Annotated in this window: 14 protein-coding genes and 1 pseudogene; 7 read left to right on the forward strand and 8 right to left on the reverse strand. The window is 67.0% G+C overall.

The genetic code is table 11. The annotated features are described in order from the left end of the window. Nucleotides 1-35 precede the first annotated feature (35 nt). The 3 genes from sigK (at nucleotide 36) to IHQ52_RS21800 (ending at nucleotide 2601) form a co-directional block, all read left to right on the forward strand. The gene (gene sigK, locus IHQ52_RS21790; RefSeq protein WP_035760248.1) at nucleotides 36-644 is read left to right on the forward strand and encodes an ECF RNA polymerase sigma factor SigK; all 609 of its coding nucleotides are present in this window, start codon (nucleotides 36-38) and stop codon (nucleotides 642-644) included. Further along, a complete protein-coding gene (locus tag IHQ52_RS21795; protein WP_006434646.1) occupies nucleotides 637-1473 on the forward strand; it encodes an anti-sigma factor in 837 nt (278 codons plus the stop codon). Before sigK ends, IHQ52_RS21795 begins: the two co-directional genes overlap by 8 nt. A gap of 102 nt (nucleotides 1474-1575) precedes the next feature. Then, complete coding sequence (locus IHQ52_RS21800) at nucleotides 1576-2601, forward strand: alpha/beta hydrolase (protein WP_182156176.1); 1026 nt, start codon at nucleotides 1576-1578, stop codon at nucleotides 2599-2601. Nucleotides 2602-2643: 42 nt separating this feature from the next. Here IHQ52_RS21800 and IHQ52_RS21805 read toward each other — a convergent pair whose 3' ends face one another. Together IHQ52_RS21805 and IHQ52_RS21810 are read right to left on the reverse strand one after the other, a co-directional pair. Further along, the gene (locus IHQ52_RS21805; protein WP_006434648.1) at nucleotides 2644-3021 is read right to left on the reverse strand and encodes a LuxR C-terminal-related transcriptional regulator; all 378 of its coding nucleotides are present in this window, start codon (nucleotides 3019-3021) and stop codon (nucleotides 2644-2646) included. 242 nt (nucleotides 3022-3263) lie between these two features. Further along, nucleotides 3264-3956 (reverse strand): DNA-binding response regulator, encoded by a 693-nt coding sequence (locus IHQ52_RS21810; RefSeq protein WP_040004496.1) that lies wholly within the window; start codon nucleotides 3954-3956, stop codon nucleotides 3264-3266. Between the two features lie 370 nt (nucleotides 3957-4326). Here IHQ52_RS21810 and IHQ52_RS21815 point away from each other — a divergent pair, with 370 nt between their 5' ends. Both IHQ52_RS21815 and IHQ52_RS21820 read left to right on the forward strand, forming a co-directional pair. After that, on the forward strand, nucleotides 4327-5082 hold the full coding sequence (locus IHQ52_RS21815) for an acetoacetate decarboxylase family protein (RefSeq protein WP_238063937.1): 756 nt from the start codon (nucleotides 4327-4329) through the stop codon (nucleotides 5080-5082). 50 nt (nucleotides 5083-5132) lie between these two features. Then, the gene (locus IHQ52_RS21820) at nucleotides 5133-6140 is read left to right on the forward strand and encodes a pirin family protein (protein WP_006434651.1); all 1008 of its coding nucleotides are present in this window, start codon (nucleotides 5133-5135) and stop codon (nucleotides 6138-6140) included. A 42-nt stretch (nucleotides 6141-6182) separates the two neighbouring features. Here the strand turns inward: IHQ52_RS21820 and IHQ52_RS21825 are convergent, their stop codons facing one another. Together IHQ52_RS21825 and IHQ52_RS21830 are read right to left on the reverse strand one after the other, a co-directional pair. After that, complete coding sequence (locus IHQ52_RS21825) at nucleotides 6183-6869, reverse strand: FMN reductase (protein WP_006434653.1); 687 nt, start codon at nucleotides 6867-6869, stop codon at nucleotides 6183-6185. Next, nucleotides 6866-7972, reverse strand: a complete 1107-nt coding sequence (locus IHQ52_RS21830; RefSeq protein ID WP_238063939.1) for an LLM class flavin-dependent oxidoreductase — start codon at nucleotides 7970-7972, stop codon at nucleotides 6866-6868. The genes IHQ52_RS21825 and IHQ52_RS21830 overlap by 4 nt, the downstream gene beginning before the upstream one ends. 156 nt (nucleotides 7973-8128) lie before the next feature. On the opposite strand from IHQ52_RS21830, the gene IHQ52_RS21835 reads away from it, so the two are divergent. Beyond that, nucleotides 8129-8647 (forward strand): MTB12 C-terminal domain-containing protein, encoded by a 519-nt coding sequence (locus IHQ52_RS21835; RefSeq protein ID WP_006434655.1) that lies wholly within the window; start codon nucleotides 8129-8131, stop codon nucleotides 8645-8647. 79 nt (nucleotides 8648-8726) lie between these two features. Then, nucleotides 8727-9329, forward strand: a complete 603-nt coding sequence (locus IHQ52_RS21840; RefSeq protein ID WP_238063941.1) for a DUF4190 domain-containing protein — start codon at nucleotides 8727-8729, stop codon at nucleotides 9327-9329. 167 nt (nucleotides 9330-9496) lie between these two features. Here the strand turns inward: IHQ52_RS21840 and IHQ52_RS21845 are convergent, their stop codons facing one another. From IHQ52_RS21845 to IHQ52_RS21860, 4 genes and pseudogenes are all read right to left on the reverse strand, one after another. Continuing rightward, nucleotides 9497-9811, reverse strand: a complete 315-nt coding sequence (locus IHQ52_RS21845; protein WP_006434657.1) for a hypothetical protein — start codon at nucleotides 9809-9811, stop codon at nucleotides 9497-9499. A 286-nt stretch (nucleotides 9812-10097) separates the two neighbouring features. Next, nucleotides 10098-10325, reverse strand: coding sequence for an MbtH family protein (locus IHQ52_RS21850; RefSeq protein ID WP_006434658.1), 228 nt, complete (start codon nucleotides 10323-10325; stop codon nucleotides 10098-10100). A 146-nt stretch (nucleotides 10326-10471) separates the two neighbouring features. Next, a pseudogene (locus IHQ52_RS21855) lies at nucleotides 10472-11334 on the reverse strand (glycosyltransferase family 2 protein). Nucleotides 11335-11418: 84 nt separating this feature from the next. Then, nucleotides 11419-11652 carry an MbtH family protein gene (locus IHQ52_RS21860; RefSeq protein WP_006434660.1) on the reverse strand — a complete coding sequence of 78 codons (234 nt, stop codon included), beginning with the start codon at nucleotides 11650-11652 and terminating at the stop codon, nucleotides 11419-11421. Nucleotides 11653-11677 lie beyond the last annotated feature (25 nt).

Genomic DNA, 11677 nt, shown 5'->3' on the forward strand with positions numbered 1-11677 from the left:
GGAGAACTCCCGACTCTTTTGGTTACCGTGGACCAGTGACATCGGACGACGGCAGCGCGACCCCCGATGCGGACCACGGACGTGGACACGAATCTCGTTTGTTGCGCGATCTTCTCGAATCGGCCTCCACCGGGGACCGAGCCGCGTTCACGCGTCTGTACGACCTGACCAGCTCGCGCATCTACGGACTCGCGTTCCGTGTCATCCGCGACCGCGAGTACGCCGAGGAGATCGTGCAGGAGGCGTATCTGCAGTACTGGCAGAAGGCGAGCGAATACCACCCCGCACGCGGTTCGGTCATCACCTGGATGATGACCATCGCTCACCGTCGCGCCGTCGATCGCGTGCGCACCGAACAGCTCCAGCAGGAGCGGATGTCCGATTACGGCGCCGCGTCCGTCGAAACTCCGCGCAACATTCCGCTCGAGGTGGTTGTCCACGCCGACGAGGCGCGTACGCTACGAACATGTCTCGGCGAGCTCACGGACTTGCAACGGAGCTGTATCGAGATGTCCTACTTCGGCGGCCTGACCTACCCGGAGGTGGCATCACAGACCGAGACCCCCTTGCCCACCATCAAGTCCCGGATCAGAGATGGCTTACGCCGCCTGAAAAAGTGCTTGGGGACGCAGGAGGATGTCTGAACTGACCATGACAAGAACCGACGCGGACCCCGACGACGGCATGTCCGCCTGGCTCGATGACCACATCGAGTTGTACGCCGTATCCGCTCTGACTCCCGAGGAGACCCTCCGCGCGGAACGGGAACTCGCCGCGCTTCCCGCGGCGGAACGATCGTCCTACGAGGCACGCATCGTCGAGATCCACACCGCCATGGCCGGATTCGCCAGCACATACGCCCTGGAGGCGCCGTCCGATCTCCGACACCGCGTGCTGTCGCACATCTTCGACGGCACCACGCGGTTCAGCTCGTCGCCATCGGCACAGACAGCGACACCCGAGCCCATGGATCGACACCGTCAGAGGACCACGCAGGGGACACGGCGGAAGACGGCCGTGCTCGCCGCGGCCGCGGCGACCGTCGCCGTGGCACTCGGCGCCGGCGTCCTGATCGGCCGTACGACGGCACCGGAACCCTCGCCGTCCGCGACGGCGGTCGGCGGGGAGCAGCAGGAAGTCCTCGGGGTCCTCGCGGCCGGTGACGCGACCGTCACCGCCGAAACCCTGGCGGACGGCCACGGGACGATCACGGTCATCGCCTCCGAGACGGCCGGCCGCGCGGTGACACTCATCCGGAACCAGGGCCGTCCGATCTCGCCGGACAGCGCGTTCCAGCTCTGGCTGGTGGGCGGAGCGGAGAACCCGGTACCGGCCGGCCTGATCCCGGGAGGTGACACCGAACCGGTCGTCGTCGACGGACTCGGCGACGCGAAGGTCCTGGCGGTGACCATCGAACCCGCGAGCGGCTCCGCGCAGCCGACGACGCCGATCCTGGTACAGGCCCCGCTCTGAGACCACGGCACCGGGCAGACGCACGCCTACACTGACGACGGGGGTACTCCGCGGGACGACCGCGGCGTTCTGCGTCGCAACACATCGTGGGACGGATCGAGGATGACAGGCGGGGACGTGGTGTGCGTGCACGGAGGTAGATGGTTCTGGTCGGCCCTGCTGGCGACGATGGCGGTTGTGGGTGCGCTCGTCGTGGGACCCGCGTCGGCCGCCGACGCGGCGCCGGGGTCACGAGTCGTCGACAGGTACGTCGACGATCCCCAGCAGACGACACTGCTCGTGCACTCGGCGGCGATGAATCGCACGGTCGCGGTGACCGTACTGACCCCACGCGACCGGTCGCGTCCGGCCCCGGTGCTGTACCTGCTCAACGGTGCCGGCGGCGGCGAGGACTCGGCGACCTGGGATGCGCGGACCACCTACAAGCGGTACTTCGCCGACAAGAACGCCTATGTCGTCACGCCGATCGGCGGCGCCTTCTCCTACTACACCGACTGGCAGCGCGACGACCCGGTACTCGGCCGCAACAAGTGGCAGACGTTCCTGACCAGGGAACTCCCGCCCATCATCGACGCCACGTTCCCGACGACGGGCGCGAACGCCATCGCCGGAATCTCGATGGCGGGCACCTCGGTGCTCAATCTGGCCATCGCCGCACCCGGCCTCTACCGGTCCGTCGCGGCATTCAGCGGATGTGCACGGACGAGCGACCCGGCCGGCCAGCAGTACATCCGGATGGTCGTCGAGGATCGTGGCGGCGGGAACATCGTGAACATGTGGGGTCCGCTCAACGGTCCCGGCTGGCGTGCGAACGACCCCTATCTGAACGCCGAGAAACTGCGCGGGACCAAGGTGTACATGACCAGCGGGACCGGCGCGCCCGGTGTGCATGAGCAACTCGGGGACCCGGGCATCGAGGGCAATGCCTTCGACCTGGCCAATCAGGCCATCGTGGGCGGCGGCATCGAGGTCGCCATCGACATGTGCACCCGCCAGATGGTCCAGCGGATGCGGTCCCTCGGACTGCCCGTTCAGGTGAATCTCCGGCCGACCGGCACCCACTCATGGGGCTACTGGCAGGACGACCTGTACGCGACCTGGCCCAAACTGGCGCGCGACCTGCGCTGACCCCCTTCTCCGAGGATCACCGCAGACCACGCGTGGAGACGATCACCAGCGATCGAGGCTGGTGTACCCGTCCTGGAGGGCGCGCGCGAAGAGATGTGTCTTGGTCGGGGCCGGACGGCCCACCGCGGTGTACTTCGCACGGATTCGTGCGAGGTGGGTGCTCACCGTCGACGCCGAGATGAAGAGTCGGGCTGCCGCCTCTTCTTTCGACTCGGCGGCGAGCCAGGCGAGCAGAACCTCGACCTCACGGTCGGACAGGCTCGGCCGCGGCAGCGCCGACGGTGCGCGGTCACCGGCCGTGCGGTAGTCGGAAAGCCGGGCGATTCCGTTGTGTGGCATCGTTTCCGGCGAGCCGACGCGACGCTGGTCCACGGCCCCCCGGGACTGTGCGGTTCGATAGAACTCTGAAGTGGCCGTCACTGGTCCATCCCCTAATTTCTGGCGCAACGCTCACGTCCCCCGACGCCGTACGCTCCGCGCATCATTCCCTATGATTCTGAAAGTAGTGCTGCTGTCGACGACCCGGTAGACCCAGAATTGGGGACTTCTACTGTTCTGACGCCGATCGACTGCCGATTCCCCACCATTCCCCTTTTCTGCCTACTGATTCCGCACCTGAGTCGTCCTGTGCTAGGGCCGAAGTTCCCTATTATCAGTGACTTTCACCGACCGGGATCGGCGCCGCGACTCCGGTTGCGCTGGGGCACCGGCAGCCACCCGTCCTCCACCGCACGCTTGAACAGGTCGACCTTGGTCCGGGTCGGCCTGCCGGCGTCGGCGTACTTCTGCCGGATCCGCTTGAGGTACTCGTTCACGGTCTCCGCGGACACACCCAGAGCAGCTCCCACCCGAGCCGACGTCTCCCCCGACGCGTACAGGGCCAGAACCTTCTGCAGCTGTGGCGACAGATCGACTGCGGCCAGTTCGGGGTCGCCGTCGATGGCCGCGGCCCACTCTGTCGTGAGCACCGCCCGGCCCTCGGCAGCCGCTCGGATCGCGTCGATGATGACCGATTCATCCGCCGACTTGAGCACGACGCCGAGCGCGCCTGCCCGAGCCGCCGAACGCAGCAGCGCAGTGTGTTCACCGGATGTGTACACGACCGTGGCGACACCGGCAGCGGAGAGCGCGTTGACGTTCTCCCTGGGCGTGGTCCCGTCGTCGAGGCGCAGATCGAGCAGGACGACGTCGAGGGGCATCCCCGCGAGCACACTTGTGACCGTGGACGCCGAACAGACCAGCGAGATGTCGTCGACCGGATCCAGGACCCGCTCGATCCCCCAGATCGGTGAGCGGTGATCGTCGACCATCCCGACCCGGATGACGCGATCCACCGGAGCCTCGTCTGCCGTCATCGCGCGCACCTCGCCATCGGCACCCGGCCCGGTGCCGCACTCCTCCGGTGTGGCGACGCGACGTTCCCCTCGGGCATCGACGGTGCCCCCTTTCGTCGGCTCACCGTGCAGCCTTCACGCGCCTTCAGCAATTACACAGCGCTCCGGGGCCACACACTGGGCGAACCGTATACGACAAGTCGGACATCGACCGTTGGATCGCCTGGACCTGCGACAACCCGTCACGTTTTGTCACCGTCGATGTCCACAGGATGGGGGACATCCGCCTTCTTCGACCTCTCCGCACCCCGGTCATGCCAGACTAGAACACGTTCTAGTGTTCGTCGGATGCGGCCGAACACCCGCATCCGACCAGAAGAAGGAAGTACCGGTGACAGCACCTTCATCCCACGACATCCTCGGCACCACGGTGACCATGCCCGTGGAGATCCGGCAGGCGCGGTGCTTCGTCGCCGGCTTCACCGCCGACGCCGCGGCTGTCCAGCGTGCGATCGACAGCGAGTCCGGACGGCCCGGCACACTGCGTCCGCTGCGAATCCGGCCAGGACGTGCGATGTGCATGCTCGTCTTCGTCGACTACATCGACGGCGACCTCGGGCCGTACAACGAGTTCGGTGTCTGCTTCCTCGTCGACGACCCCTCCCGACCCCCGGCCTCACCTGTCCGAGCGCTCCGCGCTCTTGCCAAGGGCGACGCGCGGGCCCTCGTCCACCGGCTACCGGTGGACGGCGACTTCACCCTGGCCGCCGGCCGTGGGATCTGGGGTTTCCCGAAGACGCTGGCCGAGTTCGACGTCGATCACGGCTCATCGGTGCGGCACGGCCGCCTCGAGGCCGACGGCGCGCTGATCGCGGACCTGCGGATCAAGCCCGGCATCAAGGTCCCGGACACGACCGCCGACACCGTCCTGCACGCCTACTCGCAACTCGACGGCGTCACCAGGCTCACCCCCTGGCGGCTGACATCGGTGACCGGCACCCGCACCCGTCTCGGCGGGGCGGATCTCGAGCTCGGCGACCACCCGATCGCCGCCGAACTCCGGTCGCTCCGACTCGGGCGGCGCGCGCTGATGACCAGCTCGGTGGAGAAGATCACGATGCTGTTCGAGAACCCGACACTCGTCTGAGGACACGCTTCTGGCCACACCGGTCCCCCACCCCGGGGAGAATGGTCGCCATGAGCAATCTGGAGGCCCATCCGGCCGAGGTCGAATGCCGTACCGACGCCGAGAATGCGACGCGCGCCGGACACCTCCACATGGAGGTTCTCACCGCACGCGACGTACCCCTCGGCGGGCCGCGGGCGATGACCGTCCACCGGACGCTCCCGCAACGCTCGAGGTCCCTCATCGGCGCGTGGTGCTTCGTCGACCACTACGGACCCGACGACGTGGCGAGCACCGGCGGGATGGATGTGGCGCCGCATCCGCACACCGGCCTGCAGACGGTCAGCTGGCTGTTCACCGGCGAGGTGGAGCATCGCGACACCATGGGCAACCACGCGATGGTCCGGCCCGGCGAGATCAACCTGATGACCGCGGGACACGGCATCGCGCACACCGAGGTCTCGACCCCACCGACCACCATCCTCCACGGCGTCCAGTTGTGGACCGCGCTGCCCGCCGACGACGCCGACACCCCAAGGGATTTCGCCCATCATCGTCCGGATGACGTGGTGCGCGAAGGGGTCACGGCCAAGGTGTTCCTCGGCGAGCTGTTCGGCACCCGCTCACCGGTTCACACGTTCACCCCGCTGCTCGGTGCCCAACTCGACTTCGCCCCCGCCGCCACCGTGGACATCGACGTCGATCCCGCCTTCGAACACGGCATCCTCGTCGACGTCGGGACCATCGAGGTCGCCGACACCGGCGCCGCACCTCTCGAACGCACCGAACTCGGCTACCTCGGGGTGGGTGCCTCACGACTGACGCTCACCAACACCTCCGACGACGCCGCGCGGGTGATCCTGCTCGGTGGCACCCCGTTCGGCGAGGACATCGTGATGTGGTGGAACTTCATCGGTCGCACGCACGACGAGATCGTCGGGTTCCGTGAGGAGTGGATGGCCCACAGCGAACGGTTCGGGCAGGTGCAGGGATACGAGGGACCGATCCAGCACCTACCCGCACCGCCACTGCCGCACTCCCGGCTGCGCCCGCGGAAGAACTCGCCGGGAAGCGCCTGATCCCACCGCCCCCTGAGGAGGCCCGGAGCGTGCGGAGGGCCGTCACGAAGGGCCCAACAACCTCGCGAAGTTGGCGATCCCCGCCGCTTCGATCGCCTGCTGTCGCGCGCCGGGTCCCGCGATGCGCGCGCTGGCCGGTGCGGCCTCGGTTCCCGGACGCGGAGTCGACGCACGCGGCCCGATAAGTCCCGCGAGTTCGGCTGCCGCACGGGAGATCCGGTCGTTCAGCCCGGTGTCCCCGGGCCTCTCGGTGCCCGCCCAGTCCTCCGACGCCGCGTACACCCCGGTGGGCACGACGACGGTTCGGAGGTACGAGAACAGCGGGCGCAGCGCGTGATCGAGCATCATGGAGTGCCGCGGGCTACCACCGGTGGCGCCGATCAGCACCGGCTTACCGGCCATCGCGTCCACGTCGACCAGGTCGAAGAACATCTTGAACAGACCGCTGTAGGACGCGTTGAAGACCGGCGACGCGACGACCAGCGCGTCGGCGGACTCGACCGCGTCGAGCGCGGCGCGGGTCTCCCCGGAGGCGAAGCCGACGGCCGTCGAACGTCCGAGATCAACGGCCAGATCCCGCAGGTCGATCACCTCGACGTCGGCGGCCACCCCGCGACCGCTCAGCACGCCGGTCACCCCCGTCGCCATCCGATCGATCAGCATCCGCGTCGACGACGGCTCGGACAGCCCGGCATTCACCGCCACCACGCGCAGGACGCGCTCGCTCATGACCGCACCTCGACCTTCCCCGCCTCGTCGGACTCCTGGCGGCCGGCCACCAGGGACGCGTGGGTCGGCGCATCGGGTACGTCGGCAGGCCTGCCCTGAGCGAACCCCTCGCGCAGCTCGGGCAGGACCTCGCCGAGTAGATCGAGCTGTTCGAGCACGACCTTCAGCGGCAATCCCGCGTGATCGACGAGGAACAGCTGGCGCTGGTAGTCCCCGAAGCTCTCGCGGAACGACAGTGTCTTGTCGACGAACTCGGCCGGACTGCCCACCGTCAGCGGCGTCTGCGACGTGAAGTCCTCCAGCGACGGACCGTGGCCGTACACGGGTGCGTTGTCGAAGTACGGACGGAACTCACGCACCGCGTCCTGCGAGCAGGGCCGGATGAAGAACTGGCCGCCCAGGCCGACGATGGCCTGGTGGGCCTTGCCGTGGCCGTAATGTTCGAATCGCTCGCGGTAGAAGGCGATGAGCCGCTGGAAGTGTTCCTTGGGCCAGAAGATGTTGTTGGCGAAGAAGCCATCGCCGTAATACGCGGCCTGCTCGGCGATCTCCGGACTGCGGATCGACCCGTGCCACACGAACGGGGCCACCCCGTCGAGCGGACGCGGGGTCGAGGTGAACGACGTGAGCGGCGTACGGAACCGGCCCTCCCAGTCGACGACGTGCTCGGCCCACAGCCGGTGCAGCAGGTGGTAGTTCTCGATGGCGAGCGGGATGCCCTGGCGGATGTCCTGCCCGAACCACGGATAGACGGGCCCGGTGTTCCCACGTCCGAGCATCAGGTCGACCCGGCCGTCGGCGAGGTGCTGGAGCATCGCGAAGTCCTCGGCGATCTTCACCGGATCGTTCGTCGTGATGAGCGTGGTCGCAGTACTGAGCTGAAGACGTTGCGTCTGCGCGGCGATGTAGGCGAGGGTCGTCGTCGGCGAGGACGAGAAGAACGGCTCGTTGTGGTGCTCACCGATCGCGAACACGTCGAGCCCGATGTCCTCGGCCTTCTTCGCGATCTCGACGCTCGCCTTGATCCGCTCGTTCTCGGTGGGCGTCCTGCCCGTGGTGGGGTCCGTCGTGATGTCGCTGACGCTGAAGATTCCGAACTGCATGTCGCGCCTTCCGTTGCCTGCCGATAGCGCTGCCGTGGCAGCCTCGTCCACCATAACCGGACCGCGGTCCGATTAATTCCGAGTGGGGGCTGAGTTAGTGTGGGCTTACTACTCTGCGGGTACAGATCCGCGGAGGCGTCGCATGAAGGGGAATCCATGAAGATCCGGAAGTCCGTCGCCGCCATCGCCCTGGCCGGGTCCGCGCTGTTCGTCGCGACCGCCTGCTCGTCCGAGGACGTCGACGAGGCCACCAGCAAGGTCTCGACCGCAGTCGAGTCGGCCGCGTCCGAGGTCTCCACCGCCGCCGGCGACGCAATCGACGAGGTCACCGGCCTGAGCAACTCGAAGGCCCAGGACATCCTGCGCAAGGCCGTCGACCCGGCGACCCCGGCCGACGAGATCGACTCGGTCGTCGACACCACGGATCCCGCCACCAAGGCCGCGGTCATCGCCTTCGCGAAGGGTTCGTCTGCCGCCGGATACACGCCCGAGATCTACACCGTGAAGGACGTCGCGAAGGACGGCGACAACAAGGCCGTCGCCACGGTCGCGGTCGCCAGCCCGCACGCCCCGGCCCCGGTCGACATCAAGCTCGCCTACGTCAAGGTCGACGGCGGGTGGAAGCTCAGCGCCGACGCCGTCACCCAGCTCGCCGGAATGGCGACCAGCCACTGACACCGGCCGCCACCTCCTCCTCGCCGGTAGACTCGCCCGGGTACGGCCCGTACAGCGAGCCGGCGAGCGAGGAGGTGCCGTGCGCGTCGACATTCCCACCCAGCCGTTCTCACCGGCGATCACCGAGCGTCATGAGCGATGGCCTGCGGTCAACGATCTCGACGACAACTCGCTGCCCACCGATCCGGCAGACGCTCCCGCCCCGTCCGCGCCACGATCGGAACAATCGGCGCCGGTATCCCCGGCACGGCCCGTCACGCGCGTCGAGACGCGAGTCCGCCCGGCGCCGGAGGAGCATGCCGCCCTCCCGCCGGTGGGCGACTTCTGGGATCTGGAGAACTCCGCTCCCCCGCCGGTGACGTTCACGAATCCTCGGCCGGGCCCGGTTGTCCAACCACTGCCGTATTCACCTCCGGTGGTGCGTCGCACGGTTGCGCCCGCTGCATCGCTGGCACTGACAACCGGTGTGATCGCGATTCCGATGACCCTGGTCCTCGGACTCGGCGCGATTCTCGGGATGGTCGCGATCATCTCCGGCATCGTGGCGATCAAGCAGGTCAACCGGACACCTGCGACGCGCAAGGGGACCGGACGCGCGGTCACCGGGATCGTGTGCGGTACCGGAAGTGTCGTCGTCGGCGGTCCGATCCTGTTGTTCCTGGCATTGATCTTCGGCCTCTGACGGCTCAGCCAATACCGGTACAGGTCAGACGCTTCGGCGTCGCCCACGCCGAGAACCGTTGGCACAGAATGTCCACGACGCGCCGAATCGGCAAGAAGTGAAGCCCCACACAAACAACGAGACCCACCCGGATGCACCAGGTGGGTCTCGTTGTGATGTGTGTGGGTCTAGCTGACCGCGCGAAGATGGGTACGCGCCGGCGCGGCGACTCCGCGGCCGCGGCCCAACCATGCTTCGACCTCGCCGATGACCTGCATCCGCGATTCCAGCGGCTGGATGTCGGCCAGCGTCGGCAGGCAGTTCATCAGGGCGGCGTAGAAGGCAGCAGCCTGAGACATGCCATGCGCGGAACACACATGATCGTATTCGTCGATGCGCCGTGCGAGCTCACCATAGGTGAGTGCCTTGTCGCCCAACCGAACTGCGGTCAGCTTCGGCGTGATCGCGCCACGATCCTGAATGTCGTGCAATAGATCGTCCATGAGTGACTACCTTCCCCCCGCCCATAATGGCGTGACCGCGGCGTCCCCGCCTCCCCAGACGTTGGTACGTTGCGGCCCTTCAACACAGTGTGCCCTACCCCACGGAATATGGGGACTCTTGCTTCAGCATCTGTGGCACATTCCACAAGCTGTTCTGCGAACGAAATGTGACTTCATGTTACTACTGAGACGCCAGTTACGGCAGTGCGCCACTCTGGTTTCTTTAAGTTGTTATTTGCGCGGGATCGTCCCGATATTCCGGTAGGTCGATACCGGACATACCGGGTCAGGCGCCGGCAGACTTGTCGGCTTCCATGGCCTCGATGAGACTCTTCGGCCGGAGGTCGGTCCAGTTCTGCTCGACGTACTCGAGGCACGCGGCACGGCTGTCCTCACCGAACACCTTGGTCCAGCCCGCCGGGATGTCGGCGAAAGTCGGCCACAGCGAGTGCTGATTCTCGTCGTTGACCAGCACGAAGAAACGGCCGTCCTCGTCATCGAATGGATTCGTCATCGTCGTACCTATCGTTGGGAGCCGGCCGGCGGCCGGCCCGGAACACGGACGACTCAATCGTAGGCAACCCACTGCCGGATCACGGTACCTACGGTCATGTCCGCGCCGGTATCCCGTCAATTCATCCGATCGGGAACGTCCGGGATCTAGTCGACGAAGGGCGAATTCCGAATGCCTTCTCCGGACCCCTCACGAAATCGACTCAGACTCCATCGTTCCGTCTCGGGATCCCATCCCCGCAGCCTCACCCAGATGACCCACAAATAGGCGTAGCTGAGCGGGAGGACCACGAACGCCTGCTTCGCGAACAGCTTCCGGTCACCTCGCGCCCAGGCGGCCCGGGGCCCGCCCAGCGCGTAGCCGACATTGCGCCACGGCGGTACCCGATAGCGGCGGGAAGAACCTTCCACGACGAGGCGGTAACTCAGCCACAGCCGACCTCCGGCCTGACGGACCGCCGCGGACATGTCGTGATCCTCGTGGATGTCGCGACGGTCCGACAACAGGTCCCCGCGGATGGCCTCCCAGCAGGTACGGCGGATCGCGAAACACTGGCCGATGACCGCACCGGTCTCCCGCCCGCCCCTGTCGACGGCCCACTTCCGGAGCTTCTTCTCGTGCTCACGCCAGCCGGGAGCGTCGGTCATCAGGGGGAAACCGCCGATCACATCCCACTGTGCGTTCGACTCGTCGGTGAAGAACCGCATGACGACGCTCGACCAGTCCCGGCGGGCCCTCGCGTCCGCATCGACCCGGCCGATGACGTCACCGGTCGCAGAATCGAAACCCCGGTCTCTGGCCCGCGCCACCCCTCGCCGCTCCTCGGTGAGGAGCCGAACCGTGGGAACCGCCGCGCATACTCACCCGCCACCTCGCCGGTCCGATCATTCGAGTCGTTGTCCACGACGATGATCTCGTCGATCGGAAGCGACTGTGCGAGGAGATGATCCAAGCAGGCAGCCAGCTCTCGCTCCTCGTCGTGGGCCGGTACGACGACGCTGAGTTTCATGCCGCGCTCCTCTGAGGGTCTCTCGAAGCAGACCGGCGTCCCCGGTCACTCGTGCCGGAACCAGCCGGCCCGGTGTGTCGAAACTCAGCCAGCCGTCTTGCCGGCCTCGTCCGCCTCCATCGCATCGATCAGGCTCTTGGGCCGCAGATCGGTCCAGTTCTCCTCGACGTACTTCAGGCAGGCCTCCCGACTATCCTCGCCGAACACCTTGGTCCAGCCGGCGGGGATGTCGGAGAAGGTCGGCCACAGCGAGTGCTGGTTCTCGTCGTTGACCAGCACGAAGAAACGGCCGTTCTCGTCATCGAAAGGATTGGTCATTCGTGTCTCCTCTTACTTGTTGTCG

The organism is Gordonia amicalis (assembly GCF_022059885.1).
Taxonomy (GTDB): Bacteria; Actinomycetota; Actinomycetes; order Mycobacteriales; family Mycobacteriaceae; genus Gordonia; species Gordonia amicalis.

Coding starts and splice junctions, on each gene's coding strand:
- IHQ52_RS21795 (WP_006434646.1), top strand. CDS start 637: ATGTCTGAACTGACCATGACAAGAACCGACGCGGACCCCGACGACGGC.
- IHQ52_RS21800 (WP_182156176.1), top strand. CDS start 1,576: ATGACAGGCGGGGACGTGGTGTGCGTGCACGGAGGTAGATGGTTCTGG.
- IHQ52_RS21810 (WP_040004496.1), bottom strand. CDS start 3,956: ATGACGGCAGACGAGGCTCCGGTGGATCGCGTCATCCGGGTCGGGATG.
- IHQ52_RS21820 (WP_006434651.1), top strand. CDS start 5,133: ATGAGCAATCTGGAGGCCCATCCGGCCGAGGTCGAATGCCGTACCGAC.
- IHQ52_RS21825 (WP_006434653.1), bottom strand. CDS start 6,869: ATGAGCGAGCGCGTCCTGCGCGTGGTGGCGGTGAATGCCGGGCTGTCC.
- IHQ52_RS21830 (WP_238063939.1), bottom strand. CDS start 7,972: ATGCAGTTCGGAATCTTCAGCGTCAGCGACATCACGACGGACCCCACC.
- IHQ52_RS21835 (WP_006434655.1), top strand. CDS start 8,129: ATGAAGATCCGGAAGTCCGTCGCCGCCATCGCCCTGGCCGGGTCCGCG.
- IHQ52_RS21845 (WP_006434657.1), bottom strand. CDS start 9,811: ATGGACGATCTATTGCACGACATTCAGGATCGTGGCGCGATCACGCCG.
- IHQ52_RS21850 (WP_006434658.1), bottom strand. CDS start 10,325: ATGACGAATCCATTCGATGACGAGGACGGCCGTTTCTTCGTGCTGGTC.
- IHQ52_RS21860 (WP_006434660.1), bottom strand. CDS start 11,652: ATGACCAATCCTTTCGATGACGAGAACGGCCGTTTCTTCGTGCTGGTC.